Raw genomic sequence first — 24,127 nt, forward strand, 5'->3', positions numbered from 1 at the left:
CATGGAATCGCACACAACCCTCATCGCCGCATTTCTGGGTTTGATCGAGGGGCTGACAGAGTTCATTCCTGTTTCATCCACGGGACATCTGCTGTTGGCTGGCCACTTTCTGGGGTTCGAAAGTGCGGGCAAAACCTTCGAGGTTGTGATTCAGCTGGGTGCCGTTCTGGCTTTGTTGACCATTTATTTTGGTAAGCTGTGGCAGGTGTTCCGAGATGCCCCGCACGATCCGGCGGCGCGCCGTTTCATCCTGTCGGTTCTGGTTGCGTTTCTTCCCGCGGTTTTCATCGGGGTCCTAGCGCATGACTTTATCAAAAATGTCCTGTTTGAAACGCCGCGTCTGATTGCGGTGATGCTTGTGCTGGGCGGGGTCGTGTTGCTGTTCGTCGATAAGATCGCCCCAAAGGCGCGCCATGACGACGCAACCGAATTCCCCGTCAAAATGTCGATCTATATCGGCTTTATTCAGTGCTTGGCCATGATCCCCGGTGTATCAAGGTCCGGCGCGACCATCGTGGGGGCATTGATGCTTGGCGCAAGCAAGCGCGCCGCTGCAGAATTCAGCTTCTTTTTGTCTTTGCCGACCATGGCAGGCGCATTCGCTTATGACATTTTCAAGAACCGTGATGTTCTGGACGCCGGAGCCGTGAACGAGATTGCGGTGGGGCTGATCTGTGCCTTCGTCAGCGCTGTTCTTGTCGTAAAGTGGTTGCTGGGTTTCGTAAGTCGCCATGGATATGCCCTGTTTGGTTGGTGGCGAATCATCGTCGGTACGGTCGCGTTTGTGGCCCTGTCCTTGGGTTATTAGGCCATTAGGTAAGTTTTGCTTACCTAATGCTGGCGATAAATCGCGTAGTTTTGTCGAAAGACCGCAAAATTCCGCAATATAGGTCAGCATGGCTGCCTTTTCTTTCTTTGCCGGTCGTCATAGAACCTCCTTAACGCGAGGATGGAGAAGACTATGGCCGGCCAAAAGATGCTCAAGTTCACGACCGTCAGCCGGGATATGCCCGAAAAGCGGTCTGCTGATGACCGCACCGAAGATTTCGGCGAAATCTATCGCGAATATGCCACCGCCAAGGCGGAGGAGCAGGCTAGCCGTTGCAGCCAGTGCGGTGTGCCCTACTGCCAGTCCCACTGCCCGCTGCATAACAACATCCCCGACTGGCTTCGCCTGACTGCCGAAGGCCGCTTGCAAGAAGCCTATGAAGTCAGCCAGGCCACCAACACCTTTCCGGAAATCTGTGGTCGTATCTGCCCGCAGGACCGTCTGTGCGAGGGCAACTGTGTCATCGAACAATCCGGTCATGGCACGGTGACCATCGGCGCAGTCGAAAAATACATTACCGATACTGCTTTCGACGAAGGCTGGGTGAAGCCGATCCGCCCGCATGCAGAGCGGACAGAATCCGTTGGTATTATCGGCGCGGGTCCGGGCGGGCTGGCCGCAGCTGACATGCTGCGCCGTCAGGGTATTCAGGTCACGGTTTATGACCGTTATGATCGCGGGGGCGGTTTGCTGACCTATGGTATCCCCGGCTTCAAGCTGGAAAAAGATGTGGTCATGAAGCGGATGGCCCAGCTTGAGGATGGCGGCGTCGAATTCGTTCTGAACTGTAATGTCGGCGAAGATCTGTCGTTTGATGCGATCCGTGGCAAGCACGACGCCGTCTTGATCGCAACGGGCGTCTACAAGACGCGTGACCTCGATAATCCCGGTGCAGAGGCAGACGGCATCGTGCGGGCGATTGACTATTTGACCGCATCCAACCGCGTCAGCTTTGGCGACGACGTTGCGGAATACAATTCTGGCGAACTGAATGCCGCCGGCAAGAAGGTTGTCGTCATTGGTGGTGGTGATACGGCCATGGACTGCGTTCGCACGGCGATCCGTCAAGGTGCGACGTCTGTAAAGTGCCTGTATCGCCGCGACCGCAACAACATGCCCGGCTCTCAGCGTGAAGTGCAAAACGCCGAAGAGGAAGGTGTCGAATTTGTCTGGCTGTCCGCACCCAAGATGTTCGTGGACGATGCGGCCAATCTGAATGACGACCGTGCTATCAGCGGCCCGCTGCGCGGCGTTGTTGTAGACAAGATGCGCCTTGGCCAGCCAGATGCGACAGGCCGCCAAAGTCCTGAACTGATCGACGGTGCGCATTACGTTGAAGAGGCTGACCTTGTAGTCAAGGCGCTCGGGTTCGAACCCGAAGACTTGCCCACGCTTTGGGGTGTTGAAGGTTTGGAAGTTACCCGTTGGGGAACGGTCAAGGCTGATTTCACCACGGGTCGCACCTCTTTAGACGGCGTTTTTGCAGCTGGCGACATTGTGCGCGGCGCAAGCCTTGTGGTCTGGGCAATCAAGGATGGCCGCGATTGCGCGGCTGCGATCCTGGATTATTTGTCACAGGCCGGTGCGGTGGCCGCAGAATGATGCGCGGGGCGCTGTCCCCATCGGTCGCTCTTGCGATCCTGACCTGCGGCCCTGCCTTGGCCGCGGACACATTTGCTCTGCCGCAGGGTTGCGATGCCTTTGTCACGATTCAAAGCCATAGCTGCGCGGTCGAACACTATTTTACATGCGAAGGTGACGCCGACGGTATCAAGCGGCGGGTCAGCCTAGACGAAAATGGGTTGGCCTTTGTCGGCAGCACTGATGAAGAGGCGCAGTGGCTTAGCAGCTATTACCCCTTTACCAACCACCGCGAAGAGCTGGAGGCGGCACCCGCCGATCCCGCATCCCTGTCAGAGCTTTTGGCCAAAGGTGTCGATACCTACGATTTTGAAACCCAGTCAGAAGAGATTGGCACCACACGCTATGTCGGAGAGGACCGTTTGACGGGCCGCACCGTCACAATTGACGACGTCGTCTTGCAGCAGACCGATTACAATATCACTGCTTACGGTCCTGACGGGACAAAGCTTTGGTCGTCTGCCGGTAATGAGTTCGTCAACGCCAAATGGCGCAGTTTTATCGGTGGCACGACAACGGTCACAGCGCCCGATGAAACTTTCGATACGGATGATCGCCCCGTGCAGTTCATCTTTCCAGGAGAGCCCGGTTTCCTGTCCGCCAACCCGAAATTCGATTGCGGCGCGGTCCTGTCGTCCGCCCCCGCCCTGACACCCAAGGAGATTTCCAATGACCACCTATGATGAAAATTGGGTTGCCGCGACCGAAGCCAAGCGTAAGTGGATGGCCGAAAATAGCCTTTACCGCGAAGAAGAAGAACACAGCTCTTGCGGTGTTGGTCTTGTGGTTTCGATCAAGGGCGAGGCATCGCGCGACGTTGTCGAGAAGGGCATCAATGCGCTAAAGGCGATCTGGCACCGCGGTGCAGTCGACGCCGATGGCAAAACCGGCGACGGCGCGGGTATCCACGTCCAGATCCCGCAGGCGTTCTTTCACGACCAAATCCGCCGCACCGGGCACGAACATGCCGAAGGTGAGCGTATCGCCGTTGGTCAGATCTTTTTACCGCGCACCGATTTTGCTGCGCAGGAACGCTGCCGCACCATCGTAGAAGCCGAAGTGCTGCGGATGGGTCACTGGATCTATGGCTGGCGCCATGTGCCGGTGAACAACGAAGTGCTGGGCGAAAAAGCCAACGCCACGCGGCCAGAGATCGAACAGATCCTGATCCGCTGTACCGGCGATATTGACGAAGAACAGTTCGAGCGCGAGCTGTACATCATTCGCCGCCGCATCGAAAAAGCCGTGACCGCAGCTGGCGTTGCTGGCTTTTACATCTGTTCGCTGTCCACGCGTTCGATCATTTACAAGGGTATGATGCTGGCCGAACAGGTTGCTGTATTCTATCCCGATCTTCTGGATGCACGTTTCGAATCCGCATTCGCCATTTATCACCAGCGTTATTCCACCAACACCTTTCCGCAGTGGTCGTTGGCTCAGCCCTTCCGCATGCTCGCCCACAACGGCGAGATCAACACGCTCAAGGGCAACGTCAACTGGATGCGCAGCCACGAAATCCGCATGGCGTCTTCTGCCTTTGGCGAGGCGGCTGGCGATATCAAGCCGATCATCCCGTCGGGAGCGTCTGACTCTGCCGCGCTGGACTCTGTGTTCGAGGTGCTGGTGCGCGCTGGACGGAATGCGCCGATGGCCAAGACAATGATGGTGCCAGAGGCGTGGTCCAAGCAGCAGGCCGAAATGCCGCAAAGCTGGCAGGATATGTACGGCTACTGTAACGCGGTCATGGAACCGTGGGACGGCCCCGCTGCGCTTGCCATGACCGATGGTCGCTGGGTTTGCGGCGGTCTTGACCGGAACGGCCTGCGCCCGCTGCGTTATGTCGTGACCGGTGATGGCCTGCTGGTTGCAGGGTCCGAAGTTGGCATGGTCCCCGTGGACGAAGCAACGGTCGTCGAAAAGGGCGCGCTTGGTCCGGGGCAGATGATTGCCGTCGATATGGCCGAAGGGCGTTTGTACCACGACACAGAGCTGAAAAATAAGCTCGCCGTCGCCCAGCCCTTTGGGGCCTGGGTGGAAAAGGTCGTGGAGCTGTCTGACCTGCTCAAGAACGTGCCTGAAAGGGCGCTGTTTGATGGCGAAACCCTGCGCCGCCGACAGCGGGCCGCCGGCTACACGATTGAAGAGTTGGAGCAGGTCCTTGCGCCAATGGCCGAGGATGGCAAGGAAATGATCGCGTCCATGGGCGACGATACGCCCTCTGCCGTGCTGTCGACGACCTTCCGGCCGCTATCGCATTTCTTCCGGCAGAACTTCTCTCAGGTCACGAACCCGCCGATCGACAGCCTGCGCGAAAGCCGGGTCATGTCGCTGAAAACGCGGTTCGGGAACCTGAAAAACGTGCTGGACGAGGACAGCAGCCAGACCGAGATTCTGGTGCTGGAAAGCCCCTTTGTCGCAAACGCTGAATTCGACGAGATGATGAAGCATTTTGGCGAAACCGTTTCGATCATTGATTGTACCTTTGAGCCTGGCGATCATGCGTTGGCCCAGGCGCTCGAACGTATCCGATCAGAGGCAGAGGATGCGGTCCGTTCCGGCGCTGGCCATCTGGTCCTGACGGATCAGCACCAGTCCGAATCCCGCGTTGCCATGCCGATGATCCTCGCAACCAGCGCTGTGCATTCCGGTTTGACCCGCAACGGGCTGCGGACGTTCTGCTCTGTCAACGTGCGCTCTGCCGAATGTATCGACCCGCATTACTTTGCCGTCCTGATCGGCTGCGGCGCGACGACAGTGAACGCTTATCTCGCGCAGGACAGCATCGCCGACCGTGTGAACCGCGGCTTGGTGGATGGCACCCTGACCGAAGCTGTTGGCCGCTACCGCGCCGCTATCGACGCCGGTCTGCTTAAGATCATGTCAAAGATGGGCATCTCGGTCCTGTCGTCCTATCGTGGCGGTCTGAATTTCGAGGCAGTGGGCCTGTCCCGCGCCATGGTCGCCGAATATTTCCCCGGCATGCAGTCCCGCATTTCCGGTATCGGCATCAATGGTATCCAGGCCAAGCTGGAAGCCGTGCACGCCCACGGCTGGCGTCAGACCGAACAGGTTCTACCCATCGGCGGCTTCTACAAGGCGCGCCGGTCGGGTGAAAAGCACGCTTGGGAAGCGCAGACCATGCATATGCTGCAAGCGGCCTGTGCCAAGTCGTCCTACGCAATGTGGCAGCAGTTTTCCAAGGCGATGCAATCCAACCCGCCGATCCATCTGCGCGATTTGCTGGCAATCAAGCCACTGGGCAAAGCGATCCCGATCGAGGAAGTCGAAAGCATCACCGCTATCCGCAAGCGGTTCGTAACGCCCGGCATGTCCCTTGGTGCGCTGTCGCCAGAAGCGCACAAGACGCTGAACGTTGCGATGAACCGCATCGGCGCAAAGTCCGACTCCGGTGAGGGCGGTGAAGATCCTGCACACTTCCTGCCAGAGGCGAACGGCGACAATCCGTCCGCTAAGATCAAGCAGGTTGCCTCTGGCCGGTTCGGCGTGACCGCCGAATACCTGAACGCCTGCGAAGAGCTTGAAATTAAGGTCGCTCAGGGTGCAAAGCCCGGCGAGGGTGGTCAGCTGCCTGGTATGAAGGTCACTGACCTGATCGCCCGTCTGCGTCATTCGACCAAAGGCGTCACGCTGATTTCGCCGCCGCCGCACCACGACATCTATTCCATCGAAGACCTTGCGCAGCTGATCTATGACCTTAAGCAGATCAACCCGCGCTGCAAGGTTACGGTGAAACTGGTGGCATCGTCCGGTGTCGGCACGATTGCCGCTGGTGTGGCCAAGGCCAAGGCTGACGTCATCCTGATTTCCGGACACAACGGCGGCACAGGCGCATCCCCTGCGACCTCCATCAAATACGCAGGTCTGCCATGGGAAATGGGCCTGACAGAGGCGCATCAGGTTCTGGCCATGAACAATTTGCGCGAACGGATCACGCTGCGCACGGATGGCGGTCTGCGCACAGGTCGTGACATCGTCATGGCCGCGATGATGGGGGCCGAAGAATACGGCATCGGCACCGCCGCCCTGATCGCGATGGGCTGCATCATGGTGCGCCAGTGTCAGTCGAACACCTGCCCGGTCGGTGTGTGTACCCAAGATCCGGCGCTGCGCGAGAAGTTTGTCGGCAATGCCGACAAGGTCGTGAACCTGATCACCTTCTATGCGACGGAAGTGCGGGAAATCCTTGCCTCTATCGGTGCACGCTCGATTCAAGAGGTGATTGGCCGGGCGGACCTGCTGACGCAGGTGTCGCGTGGCTCTGCCCACCTGGACGATCTGGACCTCAACCCGCTGTTGATCACTGTCGATGGCGCGTCCAAGATCAAATACGACCGGAACCAGCCACGCAACGCTGTGCTGGATACGCTGGATGTCGATATCGTTAAGGACGCAGAGCGGTTCCTGAAGGATGGCGAGAAGATGCAGCTGGAATATGCAGTGCAAAACACACTGCGGACGATCGGCACACGCACGTCCAGCCATATTGTTCAGCGCTTTGGCATGAACAATGACCTGCAGGATGATCACCTGACGGTAAAACTGCGCGGCAGCGCAGGGCAGTCACTGGGTGCCTTCGCGGTGCATGGCCTGAAGCTGGAAGTCAGCGGCGATGCCAACGACTATGTCGGCAAGGGTTTGTCTGGCGGTACCATCGTAGTGCGTCCGCAAATGCAAAGCCCGCTGGTCGCGTCCGAGAACACGATCATCGGTAACACCGTTCTGTATGGCGCAACCAAAGGCTATCTGTTTGCCGCTGGCCGCGCCGGTGAACGCTTCGCGGTCCGCAACTCCGGTGCTCATGTCGTCATCGAGGGTTGCGGTACCAACGGGTGCGAATACATGACCGGCGGTGTGGCGGTGATCCTTGGGTCCATCGGCGCGAACTTCGGTGCTGGTATGACCGGCGGTATGGCTTATCTGTACGATCCGGATGGTGCCTCTGCTGCGTTGATCAACCCTGAAACGCTGGTGACCTGCCCGGTCACTGTCGATCATTGGGAAACGCAACTGAAGTCCCTGATCGAACGTCACGCCCTTGAAACAGGCAGCCGCAAGGCGACGGATATCCTGCAGCACTGGGATATCGAAAAAGGCAACTTCTTGCAGGTTTGCCCCAAGGAAATGTTGGTGCACCTGAAGGCACCGCTAAGCCATGAAGAGCAAGCGATCCCGGCCGAATAATTAAGGTCGCGCGTAAACAGACACCCCGCCCCGCAGATCGCGAGGCGGGGTGTTTTCGTATCGGTAATCTTGACCCCGGGGGGGGCGCCGTGACTTATGGGCACCATGGCAAAAACCCGTAGAGCCCGAAAATCAAAAGATGCGCCTGCGCCCAAGCGGCGTTTGCACGTGCGTGTGCGGCGCGTGTTTGTTCGGCTTTGCCTTGGTGTTGTCGCGGCTGTGGTTCTGTTGACATTGCTTTATAAAGTCGTGAACCCGCCCACCACGCCGTATATGTTCGCTGAAGGCCGCAGGCTGGGCGGTGTCGCCCAGGTCTGGGTTCCGATTGGCGATATTGCGCCGGTAATGGTTCGGTCTGTTGTCGCGGCAGAGGACGCAAACTTTTGCCTTCATTGGGGGCTGGATGTTGCGGCGATAAAGGCTGCCCTTGCTGCCGGAGGCGACAGGGGCGCGTCGACGATTTCCCAGCAAGTCGTCAAGAATGTCTATCTCTGGCAGGGTCGGAACTGGATACGCAAGGCGGTCGAAGCTGTCTGGACACCTTTGACCGAGGCGCTGTGGAGCAAGCGCAGAATCCTTGAACTATACCTGAATGTCGCAGAATTTGGCAGGGGTGTCTTTGGTGTGCAGGCAGCGGCGCAGCACTATTTTGGCGTGGACGCTTCAGACCTGTCTGACGTGCAGGCCGCGCGACTGGCGATGATCTTGCCCGATCCCAAGGGGCGGGACGCCGCAAATCCTACGTCTGCGCAGCGCAGGCGTTCCGCAAGTATCCTTGATGGTGCCGCGACGATCAGGGCTGATGGCCGGGCGGCCTGTTTCCAGAGTTGAATGCGCGCGCAAGGTGCGGCATTGAGGGTGCATTCCTGTTCCCGAGAGCATCATGAACCGTCTTTATCATTTCCCGCTATCTCCATTTTCCCGCAAGGTCCGACTAAGCCTGGCCGAAAAGCGGATCGAGGTCGAACTGGTTGAAGAGCGATACTGGGAACAAGACAGCGATTTTCTGCGACGCAACCCGGCCGGAAAGGTGCCGGTCCTGCGGTTGGGGAACAAGTTACTTAGCGAAAGCGCCGCGATTTGCGAATACCTTGAGGAAACCCACCCGAACCCGCCACTGATGCCACGAGAGGCGGATGCCCGGTTCGAAGTGCGCCGTTTGGTGGGTTGGTTTGACGACAAATTCTATACCGAATGCACGGAAAAGCTGCTCGGAGAGCGGGTTTTTCGCAAGGTTATGGGGACCGGATATCCCGACAGCACCAACGTGAAGGCCGGGAGCCGGGCCATGCGGTTCCATTTGGATTACATGACCCATCTGCTGGAACATCGCCGTTGGCTGGCGGGAAATGAAATGACACTGGCGGATTTCGCAGCAGCGGCCCAGTTGTCTTGCCTTGATTACATCAGCGACGTCGACTGGAACCGGTCTGAGGTGGTGAAGGACTGGTATGCCAAAATCAAATCGCGTCCTGCATTCCGGTCACTGTTGGCCGATCAGGTGCCGGGCTTCTTGCCCCCGTCGCATTATGCGAACCTTGATTTTTAGAAGCGCCGCGCAGGATAAGTCCGATTGTGGCAGCGGTGCAGGGGGCTCTGCCCCCGTCGCTGCCGCGACTCCCCCGACATATTTTTGTTCGGGTGAAGCATGGGGTTGAAGGCCGATCTATGCGCCTTTGCGCGGGAGGCCGGGTTTGCAAAGGTGGGGGTTTGCCGTCCCGATGCGGTGCCTGAAACCGCCGCGCGGCTGGCCGAGTTTGTCGATGCGGGGCGTCACGGGCAGATGGGCTGGATGGCCGAGCGCATGGCTTGGCGCGGCGATCCAACGGCGCTGTGGCCGCAGGCGCGATCTGTTATCATGCTGGCGGAGAACTACGCGCCGGATGTGGATCCGATGGCCGTGCTGGCCCATACAGATCGCGCAGCTGTTTCCGTATATGCACAGGGGCGCGATTATCACGATGTGGTCAAGAAGCGGCTAAAGGTCGTTGGCCGATGGCTGATTGATCAAGTTCCTGGCGCGGAAATTAAGGTCTTTGTCGATACCGCCCCGGTGATGGAAAAGCCGCTGGCGCAGGCGGCGGGTTTGGGGTGGCAGGGGAAACATACCAATCTTCTGGCGCGTGATCTGGGGAACTGGGTGTTCTTGGGCGCTATTTTCACCACCGTGGATCTGGAGCCGGATGCGGCCGAAGTGGGCCACTGCGGCAGTTGCACGGCTTGCCTTGATATTTGTCCAACGCAGGCGTTTCCCGCGCCTTATCAGTTGGATGCGCGGCGGTGTATATCTTATTTGACAATTGAACACAGTGGTCCTGTGGACCTTAATCTACGTGCGAAGTTGGGGAACCGGATCTATGGCTGCGACGATTGTCTGGCGGTCTGTCCCTGGAACAAGTTTGCAGTGCAGGGGCGCGATGCGCGATTGGCCGCGCGGGACGATCTGCGGGCACCGCCCCTGGCGGAGCTGGCTGTGCTGGATGATACGGAATTTCGGCTTCGGTTTTCAGGTAGCCCGATCAAGCGCATTGGTCGCAACCGGTTTGTACGCAATGTGTGCTACGCTATCGGTAACAGCGGGAACCCTGCCTTGGCACACGTGTTGACCCCGTTGATGAGTGACGCCGATGCCACTGTGGCCGATGCTGCATACTGGGCCTTGGCACAGCTAGGACTGGAGCCACCATGCGACTTGCCGCCCTTATCGCCATTATTCCCGCAGTAGCCGCCGCGCAGGTGGCGCAGGGCGATCGAAACGCTGGATTTGCGCCTGCTTTCGAAAACCAGACGCGGGCACCGGCATTAGACGTATCACCGGTACAGGTAACGCCCTTTGCCGACGGATTGGCGAACCCCTGGGGCATTGCAAAGTTGCCGGATGGCAGGTTTCTGGTGACGGAACGGCCAGGGACGCTGCGTTTGGTCGGGGCAGACGGGACCGTGTCGGACCCCATCACGGGCGTGCCCGAAGTTGATGCGCAACAGCAGGGCGGATTGCTTGATGTCGCTATTGCGCCGGACTTCGCGCAAAGCGGCGTTATCTATCTGACTTACGCAAAGGCTGTACCGGGGGGCACTGTCACAGCTGCGGCGCGGGGCGTGTTGCAGGGCACTATGTTAAGCGATGTTCAGGATATCTTTGTGCAGGGGCCGCCATCGGATACCTATGCGCATTATGGCAGCCGGATCGTCCCAACAGAGGATGGCAAGATCTATATTACCACTGGCGAGCATTTTACGCCAGCGAACCGGCAGTTGGCGCAGGATCTGGATACCACCTATGGTAAGGTCGTCCGTCTGAATGCGGACGGATCGGTGCCTTTAAATAACCCGTTTGCAGGTCAGGACGCGGATGAAAGTATCTGGTCCTATGGTCATCGCAATGTGCAAGGCGCAACGCTGGGGCCGGATGGCAGGCTTTGGACGATGGAACATGGCCCCGCCGGAGGTGACGAGTTGAATCAGCCCCAGCCCGGCAAAAACTATGGCTGGCCGGTTATTTCATACGGTGTGAATTATGACGGCAGCCCGATCGGATCCGGGCAGACCGTAATGGACGGGATGGAACAGCCTGTCTATTACTGGGATCCGGTTATCGCACCGGGCGGCATGGCCTTTTACGATGGCAGCTATGCGCCCTGGCAGGGCGATTTGCTGATTGCAGGGCTGAATCCCGGATCACTGACCCGGCTGAGGTTGCAAAATGACCGTGTCGTGGGTGAAGAGCGTCTGTTGCCGGACGTCGGGCGTGTGCGTGATGTTGAAGTGTTAAGCGGCGGCGATCTACTAGTCTTGATCGATGCTGATCCGGGACAGATTTTGCGCGTAACGCCGGGCGGGTGACGGCAATTCGTACGATGCCATAAATTCTGTCCAAGGTTCGTGTCGCGGGGTTTTAACCGGGCGCTTGCGGGCATAGGGTCGCGGCGAAAGGGGTCCTTTTCATGCAACCCTTGCGCGGAATAACCTATAAAATCATCTCGGTCATGGTCTTTGTCGGGATGTCATCACTTATCAAGGCGGCTGCGACAGACATTCCGCCGGGGCAGTCGGTTTTTTTCCGGAGCCTGTTCGCATTGCCGATTATCATCGGCTGGTTGGCCATGCGCCACGAATTGCGCGACGGATGGAAAACAAAACAACCTATGGGGCACGTCTGGCGCGGGTTAGTTGGGACGCTTGCGATGGGTTTTGGTTTTGCCGGTCTTGGTCTGTTGCCGCTGCCAGAGGTGACGGCGATCGGATATGCTGCGCCGCTATTGGTCGTCATCTTTGCGGCCATGTTTCTGAACGAAGAAGTGCGCGCCTTTCGCCTGTCGGCTGTTGCGCTGGGGCTGCTTGGCGTTTTGATCGTGCTTAGCCCGCGGTTTTCCTTGGGGGCATCCGTCAATCACGCCCAGACGCTGGGTGCGATGCTGGTGCTGATGGGGGCCGTATGTGCGGCTTTGGCGCAGGTGTTTGTGCGCAAGCTGGTGTTTACCGAAGACACTGCAGCCATCGTTTTCTGGTTTTCGGTGACAGCGACCTGCCTGTCGTTACTGACCTTGCCTTGGGGTTGGGCGTGGCCAACTGCATCGCAATGGGTAATGTTGATCATGGCGGGCCTGCTGGGCGGCATCGGCCAGATTTTCCTGACTTCGTCCTATCGTTTTGCCGATGCCTCTTTGGTGGCGCCGTTCGATTACACGTCAATGCTGCTTGCGCTGATCGTCGGGTATTTCGTCTTTGACGAAGTGCCGACCGTGACGATGATGATTGGCGCAGCGATCGTAATCGCGGCAGGTTTGATGATCATCCTGCGCGAACGTCATTTGGGGCTGAAGCGGGCCCGGCAACGTAAAGTCACCGGGGCCGTTGGTCATCACTAGTGCGATCTGGCGTCGCTGGCATCGCGCACTTCTTCGCGGACCTGTCCCCAAGTAATCAAGCCGAATACCAAGGTGCCCCCGACGACATTGCCAAGAAAGACAGGGATAAAAAAGCCGAAGATACCGGCAAAGAGCCCCAACTCTCCGGTTAGGATAAGAAAGCCCATTTCCACCGATCCAGCGATGATATGGGTAAAGCCGCCGGCAGCAATCAGCCAGGTCATCAGTATGATGATAAAGAAGTTTTCCTGTTCACCTGCGGCCAGCATCCACACGAGTGCTGCAATCAGCAGGCCAGCGGGGACAGCCTTGGCAAATCCGATCCATGCGCCGTGCTCTGTCGCGTGTTTACTGATTTCAGTGATGCTGGCCAACATCTCTGGCTCGAACGTGGGCATATAGGCGATAAAGGCGGCGGCGATAAAGCAGCCGATCACGTTGGCACCAAGCACGATGCCCCACAATCGCGCAACGCACCACAGATTGTAAAGGCTTGGCCGCGCGAACAACGGCAGCACGGTCGTCAGCGTGTTTTCGGTAAACAGCTGCATCCGGCCGATAATGACGATCAGAAAGCCAAAGGTGTAACCAAGGCTTTCAAGAAGCGGCAGCCATGTCGTGTCCGGCAGGTAGGTTTTGAATAAACCTTCGCCGATGACGGAAAAGCTGATGCAGACACCTGCGGCGATGCCGGACCAGAAAAGGGACGAATTCGGTCTGCGTAGTTCTTCGTCGCCCTCTCGGCGGACGACCTGATACACCAGCTTGGCCGAAAGATGCGATGCTTCACGCACAGCATCTTCTTCCTCGGGCTCGTTCGTTTCGCGTTCGACCTGATCGGATACAGCCTGCTGACGGCGGGCTTCGTTTTCGCTGACAGCGCGGCGAAGGTCCGGTTCATTCTCGTTCATCATGCGCATCCTTGCTCTTTCCAGCAGGAAATGGCGCAGAACACAAAGGCGTCAAGCAACGCGGTTTGGGGAATCGCGGGTTTTGGGTTATGATGCACGCAGGAGGATATGATGATGGCACGACATCCACTAGATCACATCAAGACGCGGAATAGCGGTCAGCGCGTTGCGCGGTTCTTGCATCTGGCGCGCCGCGATTATCGCAACGCCGCAGCCGAAACCTTGCTGCGCAGGCCAAGACCCCGCAACCAGCCAGGCGGCCTGATTGCGGGATGGGCCAAGGCGCGGACGCCCGGGCTGGTTTAGGCGCGAACCAGCTTTTCGTAGTCGGCGGCGATGTCGAGCGTCAGTTTGCCGACTTCGAAGTTGTAGTCACCGATCTGGCCCACGGGGGTCACTTCGGCGGCTGTGCCAGTCAGCCAGCATTGTTGAAAGCTTTCCAGCTCTTCCGGCATGATGTGGCGTTCGTGGACTGTCACACCCTTGTCGCGCAGCATGCCGACGACGGTTTGCCGGGTCAGGCCGTTCAAAAAACAGTCGGGCTTTGGCGTATGCACTTCGCCGTCCTTGACGAAAAAGATGTTTGCGCCCGTCGCTTCTGCGACATAGCCGCGATAATCGAACATCATGGCGTCAGAGCAACCCTTTGCCTCTGCGGCGTGCTTTGACATGGTGCAAATCATGTAAAGACCCGCAGCTTTGGCCTGATGGGGGATGGTTTCCGGGCTGGGGCGCTTCCATTTTGCAATGTCCAGCTTGGCACCTTTGGTCTTTGCCTCGCCGTAATAGTTGCCCCATGACCACACCGCGATGGCCGTTCGCACCGGGTTGCGCGCGGATGCGACACCCATGTCAGGGCCAGCGCCGCGCCATGCAAAGGCGCGCACATAGGCGTCCGTTAGGCCATTGGCCTGCAGCGTTTCCGCCTTGGCAGCAATCAATTCATCCACGGTATACGGGATTTGGAAGTCAAGGCAGTTGGCCGAGAAGTGCAAACGCTCTGCATGTTCGCGGTCTTTGAAAATCTTGCCATTGTAGCAGCGCTCACCCTCGAAAACCGAGGACGCATAATGCAGGGCGTGGGTCAGGACGTGGACTTTCGCATCGCGCCAATCCAGCAATTGGCCATCCATCCAGATTTTACCGTCGCGGTCATCATAGGCGCCATCCATGGCCAAACCCTTTCAAATTTTGCGTTTATATCGCGCAGTTTGCCATTTGAGACATAAAGTTGCGCAATTTGTGTCGCTTCGCTACCAGTTGAGTCTAGTCATGTCAACAAGGCTGACGTATTGTGTAGCCGAAGTTGACCGAAGGCGCGCAGATGAACCAAACTCCACAAGGCACCTCTGGCCAGACGTTGCTGTTCCTGACCGATGAACAGCTGCGCAAAGGGATAGAGGCGATGTTCTTTGCATATCGCGGCTTCACGGCGGATCCCGACCGCATCCTGTCGGATATGGCCTATGGACGTGCGCATCACAGGGCCATTCACTTTATCCATCGTAGCCCGGGAACGACTGTCAACAATTTGCTTGCGATCCTTGGTGTTACGAAACAATCCCTTAATCGTGTGTTGCGTAGCCTTATCGCGGACGGTCTTGTATCGTCTACTGTAGGGAAAAAGGACAAAAGAGAGCGACACTTGCATCTGACAGACAAAGGCGCCGCGTTGGAGCGTAGCCTGTCGGATGCGCAGCGGGACCGGATGCGCAGCGCTTATCGCTCTGCCGGACCTGCTGCGGTGGCCGGCTTTCGCCAAGTCTTGGAGGCGATGATGGACGACGAAATGCGGCACCACTATCTGGCATTGGTGGATAAACCAGATGGGCGTTGATGAACCCCACCTGCTAATTGTCGATGACGATGAACGTATCCGGAGCCTGCTGCGCAAGTTTCTGGTTCGGTCGGGTTTTCTGGTCACCGTGGCGCGGGATGCGGCCCATGCACGGCGGATTTTGGGCGGGCTTGCCTTTGACCTGATCGTACTGGACGTGATGATGCCGGGTGAGGACGGAGTGAGTTTCTGCCGCGACCTGCGACACCGGACCGGCACCCCCGTCATGCTGCTAACCGCAAGAGGAGAGACAGAGGACCGCATCGCCGGGCTGGAGGCAGGGGCTGATGATTACCTTGCCAAACCGTTCGAGCCCAAAGAGCTTTTGTTGCGGATAAATGCGATCCTGCGCCGCGCGCCGCAGGCAGAAGCGCAACCGATTGCCCAGACCGTTTTGCAGCTAGGTCCGGCGCGTTATGACATCACCAAGGGTGAGATGCGGCGCGATGATGGTCTGGTCCGGCTGACAGCAACTGAAAGCCAGCTGATGCGCATCTTTTCCGCCCGCCCGCATGAACCGGTCACACGGCTGGAGTTGGTGGAAGAACTGAGCCGATCAGGCGGACAGACGCAGGAGCGCGCGGTCGATGTGCAGATCACGCGGTTACGTCGCAAAATCGAGGTTGACCCAAAGCAGCCCCGCTATCTGCAAACGGTGCGCGGATCTGGCTATATGCTGGCGCCCGACCAGGGGTGAGGCGGCGTTACGTCTGGATTTTTGGCGCTGCGCCGCGGGAGGGCATTGATGCCTCCGGCGGGAGTTTGTTTGGCCAGATGAATAAGGTTTTGCGCGGGTATTTGGCGTGATTTGGGGAGCGACATGAAGACAGCGTTGATATCCCATACTGACTGTCTGGACCACGTGACTCCGCCCGGCCATCCGGAGCAGGTTGCGCGAATGGATGCCGTGCTTGGTGCACTGAAAGATATGGACCTGCACCGTGTTTCTGCACCGTTGGCTGCAGAAGACGATGTATTGCGGGCACATCCGAGGTCCCACCTTGAAATGCTTCGCCGCGCGGCACCTGCTGAAGGTTGGGTGTCACTGGATGCAGATACACATATGTCGCGGGGCAGTTTGGCTGCTGTCTGGCGCAGCGCCGGCGGTGCGGTGCGGGCTGTTGATCTGGTGCTGGCCGGCGATGTCGCGAATGCTTTTGTTGCGATGCGCCCGCCGGGACATCATGCCGAGCGCATCACCGCGATGGGATTTTGCTTTTTGGGGAACGTCGCGATTGCAGCCAAGCATGCGCTAGATCATCACGGGGTCCGGCGGGTCGCTATTGTCGATTTTGATGTGCATCACGGCAATGGAACGCAGGATTTGGTCGAAGACGATCCGCGTATCTTGTTTTGTTCAGCCCATCAAAGCCCGCTTTATCTAGGCACGGGGGCGGCGGATGAGACTGGCAGTGATGACAACGTCGTCAACGTGCCGCTGGAGGAGGGGACTGACGGCCGTGGATTTCGCAAGGCGATAGAAAGATCTGTGTTGCCGCGGGTTGATGCATTTAAGCCTGATTTGATCATCATCTCGGCGGGGTTTGACGCACATCGTGATGATCCGCTGGCGGGGCTTGCCCTGGTCGAGGATGATTTTACATGGATCACGCGGGCACTTTGTGATCTGGCTGATAAACACTGCGGCGGGCGGGTGGTGTCGTGCCTAGAGGGCGGTTATGACCTGACAGCGCTGGGGGCCTGTGCCGCGGCGCATGTCAAGGTGTTGAGGGAGCGGAGCAATGGCAGAAACGCCGGTTGAAGAAATGACGTTCGAGGATGCAATCCGCGAGCTGGAGCAGGTTGTCGGGAAGCTCGAACGCGGCGATGTCGCGCTGGATGATAGTATTGCGCTTTATGAGCGCGGTGCGGCCCTGAAGAAGCGTTGCGAGGCAAAACTGAGCGAAGCCGAAGAAAAGGTCGCCAAGATTACTGTTGGCCCTGATGGTCAGGCGGCTGGAACGGCACCGCTGGATCCGTGATGTTTACCAATCAGCTGGCGTTGGACGCCACCATGGCGCAGCGGCTGATTGAACTTGCCCTGACGCCAGTGCCGGACGTGCCTTTGCGCGACGCGATGCTGTATGCCGTACGCGGCGGTAAAGGGCTGCGGGCGTTTTTCGTAATGGAAAGTGCACGTTTGTATGATGTCGGCGATCGGGCTGGCCATGCCGCTGCAGCGATAGAGGCGTTGCACGCCTATTCGCTTGTCCACGACGACCTGCCTGCGATGGATGATGACGATCTGCGCCGAGGGCAACCGACTGTGCATCGTAAGTGGGATGAAGCGACGGCCATTCTGGTGGGTGACGCCTTGCAGGCATTGGCATTTGAAATGGTTTGCGCGCCGGGCCTGGGTATACCTGATGCGGCACGGGCAGAGCTTGCGCTGACTTTGGCGCAGGCTGCGGGTGCTGGTGGAATGGTTCTGGGGCAGGCGCTGGATATTGCTGCCGAAACGGGTCCAGCCCTGACGTTGGACCAGATTACCGCATTGCAATCGGGCAAGACAGGCGCGTTGATGACTTGGGCGTGTTGCGCGGGACCGCGTATCGCTCAGGCGGATATTGCGCCGTTAAAGGCCTATGGCGATGCATTGGGGTTGGCGTTTCAGATCGCGGATGACATCCTTGACGAAACCGGGTCTATGGATGCAGTTGGCAAGGCCGTGGGCAAGGATGCTGCTGCCGGCAAGGCAACCTTTGTTTCGCTATTGGGGCTGGATGGCGCACAGCGACGCGCGTCAGATCTGGTGGACACTGCCTGCGACGCACTAGGTTCTTTTGGGAGCCGTGCAGATGCGCTAAAGGATGCTGCCCGCTTTGTCATCGCGCGCGACAAGTAAGGACACGACCATGACCGACCGCCCGAATACGCCGATCCTTGACCGCGTGCATGTCCCCGCGGATATGAAAGGGCTGTCCGACGCGCAGCTGCGCCGACTGGCGGACGAGCTGCGGGCGGAAACAATCGCCACGGTTGCCTCGACGGGCGGGCATCTTGGCGCAGGTCTGGGCGTGGTGGAAATTACCGTTGCGCTGCATGCGGTGTTTGATGCGCCGCGGGACAAGATTATCTGGGACGTGTCCCACCAGTGTTATCCGCACAAGATCCTGACCGGGCGGCGCGACCGTATCCGAACCCTGCGGATGAAGGATGGCTTGTCCGGCTTTACCAAACGAAGCGAAAGCCCGTTCGATCCCTTTGGCGCTGCGCATTCCAGCACCTCGATTAGTGCGGCGCTGGGCTTTGCGGCCGCGCGGGATCTGGGTGGCGACCCTGGCGATGCGATTGCAGTGATTGGCGATGGTGCTCTGTCGGCGGGTATGGCCTATGAGGCGATGAATAACGCTGGCCACCTGGGCAAGCGCCTGATCGTGATCCTGAACGATAACGAAATGTCGATTGCCCCGCCGGTCGGTGCAATGTCGTCTTATTTGTCGCGGCTTTACGCAGAGGGTCCGTTTCAGGATCTGAAAGCTGCTGCCAAGGGTGCTGTATCCTTTTTGCCGCCGCCTTTCCGCGAGGGTGCGAAGCGCGCCAAGGATATGTTCAAGCATATGACCGTCGGCGGCACCTTGTTCGAAGAATTGGGTTTTTCCTATGTCGGCCCCATCGACGGGCACGACATGGACCAGCTGTTGTCCGTGCTGCGCACCGTAAAGGACCGCGCAACCGGCCCGATCCTGATCCATGCGATCACGAAAAAGGGCAAAGGCTTTGCCCCTGCCGAAGGAGCCGCAGACCGTGGCCACGCACGCGGCAAGTTCGATGTCGTGACTGGAGAGCAGCAAAAGGCAATAAGCAATGCACCGTCCTATACTTCGGTATTTGCGGATACGCTTATTGATCTGGCGTCGAAGGACGACAAGATCGTCGCTGTGACTGCTGCCATGCCGGACGGCACCGGACTTGATAAGTTCATGAACCGCTTCGCGAGCCGGTGTTTCGATGTTGGCATCGCGGAACAGCATGCCGTGACGTTTTGCGCCGGACTTGCTGCAGGCGGGATGAAGCCGTTTTGCGCGCTTTATTCCACCTTTCTGCAACGCGGCTACGATCAGGTCGTCCATGATGTGGCGATCCAGCGCCTGCCGGTCCGCTTTGCCATTGATCGGGCTGGTTTGGTCGGGGCCGACGGCGCGACGCATGCGGGGTCATTTGATGTCGCCTTTCTTGCGAACCTGCCGGGCATGGTTGTGATGGCGGCGGCGGACGAAGCGGAGCTTGTCCGCATGGTCGCCACCGCTGCCGCGCATGACGAAGGGCCAATCGCATTCCGGTTTCCGCGCGGAGAAGGCGTGGGTGTCGAGATGCCTGTCGATGCCAAGCCGCTGGACATCGGCAAGGGCCGCATGATCCGCGAAGGCAAGCAAGTTGCGATCCTGTCCTTTGGGACACGGCTGCAAGAGGTTGAACAGGCCTGCGAGGCGCTGCGCGCCAAGGGCATCATGCCGACAATCGCCGATGCCCGCTTCGCTAAGCCGCTGGACCGGGACATGATACTGCAACTGGCAGCAGACCACGATGCCCTGATAACTATTGAAGAGGGTGCGGTCGGCGGTTTTGGCAGCCATGTCGCTCAGTTGCTGGCTGACGAAGCTGTGTTTGATACTGGACTGAAGTTCCGGTCAATGGTTTTGCCCGATACCTTTATCGATCAATCCAGCCCTTCGGATATGTATGCTATGGCCGGGTTGAACGCAGCCGACATTGAGGCAAAGGTTCTGGAGGTTATGGGCGTCGGTGTGATCGGGAAAAGGGCGTAGGCCCGTTTCCCGTCTGTGCGATCGAAATAACCTTAGCCGGCGACGAACAGGACCAGCAAAACGACAACGACAACGATGCCCGTTATGCCAACCCAAGGGCCAAGGTGATGTTTTGTTTTTTTACCTTCAGTGCCGCGTTCTGTCATAGCTTGCATCCTTTGCTGCTGGACATTCAACTGCGCCGGGCGACGTTTGTTCACAGGCAAAATGCAAAGAGTGCAATATTTTTTGCCCTTGCCCTTATTTGGTCAGACGACTTGCGATTTTGTCATGATCGTCACGGTTGAACAACAGGATTGACGCTATTGGTTGCGGCTTTCATCCAGCCACTTTTCGATGGCCGCCAGCTTGGCCAGAACCTCGTCTCGGTATGCATCCGTTGCAGCGTTGCCTTCTTGCGCGTGGGCATCCTGCATGGAGTTCACGATCAGACCGACCAGCAGGTTCACAACGGCGAAGGTTGTCACAAGGATGAACGGAATAAAAAAGGCCCATGCGTATGGAAACGCTTCCATGACAGGGCGAACGATCCCCATGGACCAGCTTTCCAATGTCATGATCTGGAAAAGCGAATAGGCAGAATGGCCAAGGCTTCCAAACCAGTCGGGGAATGCAGCGCCAAACAGCTGTGTCGCCATCACCGCAGCGATGTAAAAGATGATACCCATCAGCACAAAAACCGACGCCATGCCGGGCAGAGCGCTGACAAAGCCTTCGACCACGCGGCGCAGGGTCGGTGCGACAGATATGACCCGCAAGGCCCGTAATACCCGTAGGGCGCGCAGAACGGACAGGCCGTGACCGACAGGGACCAGGGCAATTCCGACGACGATAAAGTCGAAAATATTCCAGCCGTTCCGGAAAAATGCGGCCCTTTGCACGAATAGCTTTGCCGAAATCTCTGCCACAAAGATCGCCAGACAGATCGCATCAAGCAGCAAGATCAGCGGCCCCGCGGACGCCATGATGGTGGCGGAGGTTTCCAGACCCAACAGCGCGGCATTGAAAATGATCACCCCAGTGATGAAGCGAGTAACAGCGGGGCGATCAAGCAAGGTCGCAAGGCTTTGACGCAAAGACATGTTGGCTTTCAATTTTGTGCTGTGGACAAATGTGCGTTCGGCGGCCTGCATGCAAGTCCTATTGGGAGGACAATGATGCCGGTCATGATACGACGGCAAATCGTCAGGCCTGCGTCAGGTATCGCCCTGCCGTAAAAGTGATTTCAGCCCGCTGCGATAATCGGGAAACAGCAGCTTTACCCCTAGATCATTTTTGATCCGGTCGTTTCGCACCTTTTTGCTTTCTGCGTAAAAGCTGCGGGCCATGGGCGACATGTCAGCGTCCTCGAACCGCTCTGCCTTTGGAACCGGTAGATTCAAGAGTGCGGCGGCATAGGCAATGACGTCTTGCGGCGGCGCTGGATCGTCATCGCACACGTTGTAAATGGCACCGGGATCCGGTCGCGCGATAGACGCGGCAAGCACCTGCGCAATATCGTCGACATGCGTGCGGCTAAAGACTTGCCCGTCTTTGATGATCCGCCGTGCCGTACCGTTGCGCACCTTGGCAAAGGGACCGCGGCCGGGCCCATAGATGCCGGCCAAGCGAAAGATATGAAGCGGCAGATCGGGGATGGCTTGCCAGGCAGCCTCTGCCACAACGCGGGCTTGGCCGCGCCGCGTAGCGGGGGTCAGCGGGGCAGTTTCATCCACCCAGTCGCCGCCGTGATCGCCGTAAACGCCGGTGGTTGATAAATAGCCGGCCCATGCGAACTGATCCGCGCGCGCGGCGATCTGATCGTGAAGTGCGGCCAGGACAGGGTCGCTGCCATCATCGGGACTGGCGGATATCAGCAGATGAGAGGCAGCGCTGATCGCCTCTGTGACGTCTGCACCGGGCCAGATCAGTGCCTCCACGCCGCGCGCGCGCATGGCTTCGGCCTTTGCCGCCGATCTTGTGGTGCCGATAATGCACCAACCCTGCGGAAGCAGAAGACGTTCAAGGGCCTGCGCGGAATAGCCGTGGCCAAACGAAAGCAAGGTGCGGGTCACAGGCGGCTATCCAAACAGATCGTCAGCCGGTGGGGTGCGCAGAATACGCTGCGATTTCGTGCAACGCTGACCGCCAAACATCTCGTCCAGAATTGCTGCAAAAACAGGAGTCGTGGGGGCGGCTGCCTCGAACAATGTGGCGCAGGCTCTTAACTTATAGGCGTCGGTTTCACCCATGATGGTAACCGGATCCGCGCCTGTATGCGACCGGACCAGACGCATGCATTCCATCAATCGTTCACCAAGCAGGGGGTGCGACAGATAGGCCTGCGCCTCTGCCGTATCGCGCAGGGAATAGAACATTGCCATGGGCGACTCGCCGATACCCGTCAGAACCGGAAAGATGAACCACATCCAATGGGTTTGCTTTTTGCCTGCGGTCAGTTCTGCAACCACGGTGTTGTAAACCGTATCTTGCGCGCCAACAAAATGATCGAACTCGTCCTCGTCATCTTCGAAAGCGTCGTCATCATAATCAATGGAATCAGTCATGGGCATCTTTCGATAGTCTGCGGTGCGTTCCTGTGGGTTCCGATGCGCGGGCGGGGTCGCCAGACTGATTCGACACTTGAATTTGGGCGACGCCGGGTGCGGCGCGTTGCATCGGTCCGGCCCGGCGCGTCCGGCTTTCATAACTTAACATGTGACAGTCTGCGCGCATATCAATCCCGCCGTTTTATCAAGTCATCAACGGATGTTGCAGTATGCCAAAGCATAAGACCACCGCAAAAGAGCGTGCAGTGACCTTCCTTAAAAGAGTTTGGATTTTGATTGCTTTTTAACCTGCGCAGGACTAGATCCAGCGGCGGGACACCCTTCCCCAACGAAGGGCGATTATCTGTGAGGATACCAGAAATGGTCACGACGACTCCGGCTACGCGGCCGGTTAATCCGCGTTTTTCTTCCGGCCCTAGTGCCAAGCCCCCCGTATGGACACTCGACGCGCTTGCTGACGCCCCTTTGGGCCGGTCGCACCGCGCAGCTATTGGCAAGTCCAAGCTGGCCGAGGCGATTGACCTGACCCGAGAAATTCTTGGCGTGCCTGCCGACTATCGCATTGGCATCGTGCCCGCGTCCGACACCGGCGCGTTTGAAATGGCCATGTGGACCATGTTGGGCGAACGCCCCGCTGAAATGGTCGCATGGGAATCCTTCGGCGCTGGCTGGGTCACCGATGTGGTCAAGCAGCTGAAAATCGAAGCGACTGTACACGAGGCTGGCTACGGCGAGATCGTGGATATGGCCGCGTTGAACTATGACAATGACGTCTGTTTCACATGGAACGGCACGACATCCGGCGTGCGGATGCCCCACGGCGACATGATCCCAGCAGATCGCGCTGGCTTGACGTTGTGCGATGCGACCTCTGCCGCTTTTGCGCAGGATCTGCCGTGGGACAAGCTGGACGTGACCACGTTCAGCTGGCAAAAAGTCATGGGCGGCGAGGCTGCACATGGCATGCTGATCCTGTCCCCCCGCGCTGTCGAACGTCTGGAAAACTACACTCCCGCATGGCCTCTGCCGAAAATCTTTCGCCTGACATCCAAGGGCAAGCTGATCGAGGGCATCTTCAAGGGCGAGACGATCAATACGCCTTCCATGCTCTGTGTCGAAGACTACCTTGTCGCGCTGAAGTGGGGTCAGTCGATTGGCGGTCAGCCAGGCCTGAAGGCGCGCGCTGATGCGAATGCTCAGGTCATTTGGGACTTCTGCGAACAGAACGACTGGATCGCAAACCTGGCTGTTGATCCCGCGACCCGGTCCAACACCAGCGTCTGCGTAAAGTTCACCGACGATCGCATTACCGATGGCGCAGCTTTCGCTAAGGCTGTGGCCAAGCGGCTGGAAGCCGAAGGCGTAGCGCTGGACGTGGGCGCGTATCGCGATGCCCCGGCTGGTCTGCGGATCTGGTGCGGCGCGACGGTCGAAACGTCGGACGTCGAAGCGCTGATGCCGTGGATCGCTTACGCCTTCGAGGCTGAGATCAACGCCTGATTTTTCGGTGGGCCATTGATG

At 58.4% G+C, this 24,127-nt stretch carries 22 protein-coding genes; 17 read left to right on the top strand and 5 right to left on the bottom strand.

Annotated elements, in window-relative coordinates:
* The first annotated feature begins 1 nt into the window (after position 1).
* The 9 genes from SJY10_RS02410 to SJY10_RS02450 all read left to right on the top strand — a co-directional run bounded on the left by SJY10_RS02410 (position 2) and on the right by SJY10_RS02450 (position 12,540).
* Positions 2–808, top strand: coding sequence for an undecaprenyl-diphosphate phosphatase (locus SJY10_RS02410; RefSeq protein WP_386679450.1), 807 nt, complete (start codon positions 2–4; stop codon positions 806–808).
* A 153-nt stretch (positions 809–961) separates the two neighbouring features.
* Positions 962–2,431, top strand: coding sequence for an NAD(P)-dependent oxidoreductase (locus SJY10_RS02415; RefSeq protein ID WP_386679451.1), 1,470 nt, complete (start codon positions 962–964; stop codon positions 2,429–2,431).
* A complete protein-coding gene (locus tag SJY10_RS02420; protein WP_386679452.1) occupies positions 2,428–3,153 on the top strand; it encodes a hypothetical protein in 726 nt (241 codons plus the stop codon). Before SJY10_RS02415 ends, SJY10_RS02420 begins: the two co-directional genes overlap by 4 nt.
* Positions 3,140–7,672 (top strand): glutamate synthase large subunit, encoded by a 4,533-nt coding sequence (gene gltB / locus SJY10_RS02425; protein ID WP_386679453.1) that lies wholly within the window; start codon positions 3,140–3,142, stop codon positions 7,670–7,672. The genes SJY10_RS02420 and gltB overlap by 14 nt, the downstream gene beginning before the upstream one ends.
* A 105-nt stretch (positions 7,673–7,777) precedes the next feature.
* Positions 7,778–8,503, top strand: a complete 726-nt coding sequence (mtgA, locus tag SJY10_RS02430) for a monofunctional biosynthetic peptidoglycan transglycosylase (RefSeq protein WP_386679454.1) — start codon at positions 7,778–7,780, stop codon at positions 8,501–8,503.
* Between the two features lie 52 nt (positions 8,504–8,555).
* Complete coding sequence (locus SJY10_RS02435; RefSeq protein ID WP_386679455.1) at positions 8,556–9,221, top strand: glutathione S-transferase family protein; 666 nt, start codon at positions 8,556–8,558, stop codon at positions 9,219–9,221.
* Positions 9,222–9,320: 99 nt separating this feature from the next.
* A complete protein-coding gene (gene queG / locus SJY10_RS02440) occupies positions 9,321–10,397 on the top strand; it encodes a tRNA epoxyqueuosine(34) reductase QueG (RefSeq protein ID WP_386679456.1) in 1,077 nt (358 codons plus the stop codon).
* On the top strand, positions 10,358–11,515 hold the full coding sequence (locus SJY10_RS02445; protein WP_386679457.1) for a PQQ-dependent sugar dehydrogenase: 1,158 nt from the start codon (positions 10,358–10,360) through the stop codon (positions 11,513–11,515). The genes queG and SJY10_RS02445 overlap by 40 nt, the downstream gene beginning before the upstream one ends.
* A gap of 101 nt (positions 11,516–11,616) precedes the next feature.
* A complete protein-coding gene (locus SJY10_RS02450; protein WP_386679458.1) occupies positions 11,617–12,540 on the top strand; it encodes a DMT family transporter in 924 nt (307 codons plus the stop codon).
* On the opposite strand, the gene SJY10_RS02455 is transcribed toward SJY10_RS02450, so the two are convergent.
* Positions 12,537–13,454, bottom strand: coding sequence for a formate/nitrite transporter family protein (locus tag SJY10_RS02455; protein ID WP_386679459.1), 918 nt, complete (start codon positions 13,452–13,454; stop codon positions 12,537–12,539). The two genes, SJY10_RS02450 and SJY10_RS02455, sit on opposite strands and share 4 nt — an antisense overlap.
* Before the next feature lie 111 nt (positions 13,455–13,565).
* Here SJY10_RS02455 and SJY10_RS02460 point away from each other — a divergent pair, with 111 nt between their 5' ends.
* The gene (locus SJY10_RS02460; RefSeq protein WP_386679460.1) at positions 13,566–13,757 is read left to right on the top strand and encodes a hypothetical protein; all 192 of its coding nucleotides are present in this window, start codon (positions 13,566–13,568) and stop codon (positions 13,755–13,757) included.
* Here the strand turns inward: SJY10_RS02460 and SJY10_RS02465 are convergent.
* On the bottom strand, positions 13,754–14,623 hold the full coding sequence (locus tag SJY10_RS02465; protein WP_386679461.1) for a branched-chain amino acid aminotransferase: 870 nt from the start codon (positions 14,621–14,623) through the stop codon (positions 13,754–13,756). The two genes, SJY10_RS02460 and SJY10_RS02465, sit on opposite strands and share 4 nt — an antisense overlap.
* 152 nt (positions 14,624–14,775) lie before the next feature.
* On the opposite strand from SJY10_RS02465, the gene SJY10_RS02470 reads away from it, so the two are divergent.
* The 6 genes from SJY10_RS02470 (at position 14,776) to dxs (ending at position 20,057) form a co-directional block, all read left to right on the top strand.
* On the top strand, positions 14,776–15,288 hold the full coding sequence (locus SJY10_RS02470; protein WP_386679462.1) for a MarR family winged helix-turn-helix transcriptional regulator: 513 nt from the start codon (positions 14,776–14,778) through the stop codon (positions 15,286–15,288).
* Positions 15,278–15,985, top strand: a complete 708-nt coding sequence (locus tag SJY10_RS02475) for a response regulator (protein ID WP_386679463.1) — start codon at positions 15,278–15,280, stop codon at positions 15,983–15,985. Before SJY10_RS02470 ends, SJY10_RS02475 begins: the two co-directional genes overlap by 11 nt.
* Before the next feature lie 123 nt (positions 15,986–16,108).
* Positions 16,109–17,050: a histone deacetylase family protein gene (locus tag SJY10_RS02480; protein ID WP_386679464.1), complete on the top strand. Its 942-nt coding sequence runs from the start codon at positions 16,109–16,111 to the stop codon at positions 17,048–17,050.
* Positions 17,031–17,270: an exodeoxyribonuclease VII small subunit gene (locus SJY10_RS02485; protein WP_386679465.1), complete on the top strand. Its 240-nt coding sequence runs from the start codon at positions 17,031–17,033 to the stop codon at positions 17,268–17,270. Before SJY10_RS02480 ends, SJY10_RS02485 begins: the two co-directional genes overlap by 20 nt.
* On the top strand, positions 17,270–18,133 hold the full coding sequence (locus SJY10_RS02490; RefSeq protein WP_386679466.1) for a polyprenyl synthetase family protein: 864 nt from the start codon (positions 17,270–17,272) through the stop codon (positions 18,131–18,133). The genes SJY10_RS02485 and SJY10_RS02490 overlap by 1 nt, the downstream gene beginning before the upstream one ends.
* Before the next feature lie 10 nt (positions 18,134–18,143).
* Positions 18,144–20,057 (top strand): 1-deoxy-D-xylulose-5-phosphate synthase, encoded by a 1,914-nt coding sequence (gene dxs, locus SJY10_RS02495; RefSeq protein WP_386679467.1) that lies wholly within the window; start codon positions 18,144–18,146, stop codon positions 20,055–20,057.
* 302 nt (positions 20,058–20,359) lie between these two features.
* Here the strand turns inward: dxs and SJY10_RS02500 are convergent, their stop codons facing one another.
* The 3 genes from SJY10_RS02500 to SJY10_RS02510 form a co-directional block, all read right to left on the bottom strand.
* Positions 20,360–21,139, bottom strand: coding sequence for an ion transporter (locus SJY10_RS02500; protein WP_386679468.1), 780 nt, complete (start codon positions 21,137–21,139; stop codon positions 20,360–20,362).
* A gap of 114 nt (positions 21,140–21,253) precedes the next feature.
* Positions 21,254–22,111, bottom strand: coding sequence for an SDR family oxidoreductase (locus SJY10_RS02505; protein ID WP_386679469.1), 858 nt, complete (start codon positions 22,109–22,111; stop codon positions 21,254–21,256).
* Positions 22,112–22,117: 6 nt separating this feature from the next.
* On the bottom strand, positions 22,118–22,603 hold the full coding sequence (locus SJY10_RS02510) for a DUF1810 domain-containing protein (protein ID WP_386679470.1): 486 nt from the start codon (positions 22,601–22,603) through the stop codon (positions 22,118–22,120).
* A 363-nt stretch (positions 22,604–22,966) separates the two neighbouring features.
* On the opposite strand from SJY10_RS02510, the gene SJY10_RS02515 reads away from it, so the two are divergent.
* The gene (locus SJY10_RS02515; RefSeq protein ID WP_386679471.1) at positions 22,967–24,106 is read left to right on the top strand and encodes a phosphoserine transaminase; all 1,140 of its coding nucleotides are present in this window, start codon (positions 22,967–22,969) and stop codon (positions 24,104–24,106) included.
* Positions 24,107–24,127 lie beyond the last annotated feature (21 nt).

It is taken from the genome of Loktanella sp. R86503, assembly GCF_042466455.1.
Lineage (GTDB): Bacteria > Pseudomonadota > Alphaproteobacteria > Rhodobacterales > Rhodobacteraceae > Loktanella.

Coding starts and splice junctions, on each gene's coding strand:
- SJY10_RS02515 (WP_386679471.1), top strand. CDS start 22,967: ATGGTCACGACGACTCCGGCTACGCGGCCGGTTAATCCGCGTTTTTCT.
- SJY10_RS02455 (WP_386679459.1), bottom strand. CDS start 13,454: ATGATGAACGAGAATGAACCGGACCTTCGCCGCGCTGTCAGCGAAAAC.
- SJY10_RS02475 (WP_386679463.1), top strand. CDS start 15,278: ATGGGCGTTGATGAACCCCACCTGCTAATTGTCGATGACGATGAACGT.
- SJY10_RS02410 (WP_386679450.1), top strand. CDS start 2: ATGGAATCGCACACAACCCTCATCGCCGCATTTCTGGGTTTGATCGAG.
- gltB (WP_386679453.1), top strand. CDS start 3,140: ATGACCACCTATGATGAAAATTGGGTTGCCGCGACCGAAGCCAAGCGT.
- queG (WP_386679456.1), top strand. CDS start 9,321: ATGGGGTTGAAGGCCGATCTATGCGCCTTTGCGCGGGAGGCCGGGTTT.
- SJY10_RS02485 (WP_386679465.1), top strand. CDS start 17,031: ATGGCAGAAACGCCGGTTGAAGAAATGACGTTCGAGGATGCAATCCGC.
- SJY10_RS02465 (WP_386679461.1), bottom strand. CDS start 14,623: ATGGATGGCGCCTATGATGACCGCGACGGTAAAATCTGGATGGATGGC.
- SJY10_RS02450 (WP_386679458.1), top strand. CDS start 11,617: ATGCAACCCTTGCGCGGAATAACCTATAAAATCATCTCGGTCATGGTC.
- SJY10_RS02460 (WP_386679460.1), top strand. CDS start 13,566: ATGGCACGACATCCACTAGATCACATCAAGACGCGGAATAGCGGTCAG.
- SJY10_RS02490 (WP_386679466.1), top strand. CDS start 17,270: ATGTTTACCAATCAGCTGGCGTTGGACGCCACCATGGCGCAGCGGCTG.
- SJY10_RS02470 (WP_386679462.1), top strand. CDS start 14,776: ATGAACCAAACTCCACAAGGCACCTCTGGCCAGACGTTGCTGTTCCTG.
- SJY10_RS02500 (WP_386679468.1), bottom strand. CDS start 21,139: ATGTCTTTGCGTCAAAGCCTTGCGACCTTGCTTGATCGCCCCGCTGTT.
- dxs (WP_386679467.1), top strand. CDS start 18,144: ATGACCGACCGCCCGAATACGCCGATCCTTGACCGCGTGCATGTCCCC.
- SJY10_RS02445 (WP_386679457.1), top strand. CDS start 10,358: ATGCGACTTGCCGCCCTTATCGCCATTATTCCCGCAGTAGCCGCCGCG.
- SJY10_RS02420 (WP_386679452.1), top strand. CDS start 2,428: ATGATGCGCGGGGCGCTGTCCCCATCGGTCGCTCTTGCGATCCTGACC.
- mtgA (WP_386679454.1), top strand. CDS start 7,778: ATGGCAAAAACCCGTAGAGCCCGAAAATCAAAAGATGCGCCTGCGCCC.
- SJY10_RS02415 (WP_386679451.1), top strand. CDS start 962: ATGGCCGGCCAAAAGATGCTCAAGTTCACGACCGTCAGCCGGGATATG.
- SJY10_RS02510 (WP_386679470.1), bottom strand. CDS start 22,603: ATGACTGATTCCATTGATTATGATGACGACGCTTTCGAAGATGACGAG.
- SJY10_RS02435 (WP_386679455.1), top strand. CDS start 8,556: ATGAACCGTCTTTATCATTTCCCGCTATCTCCATTTTCCCGCAAGGTC.
- SJY10_RS02480 (WP_386679464.1), top strand. CDS start 16,109: ATGAAGACAGCGTTGATATCCCATACTGACTGTCTGGACCACGTGACT.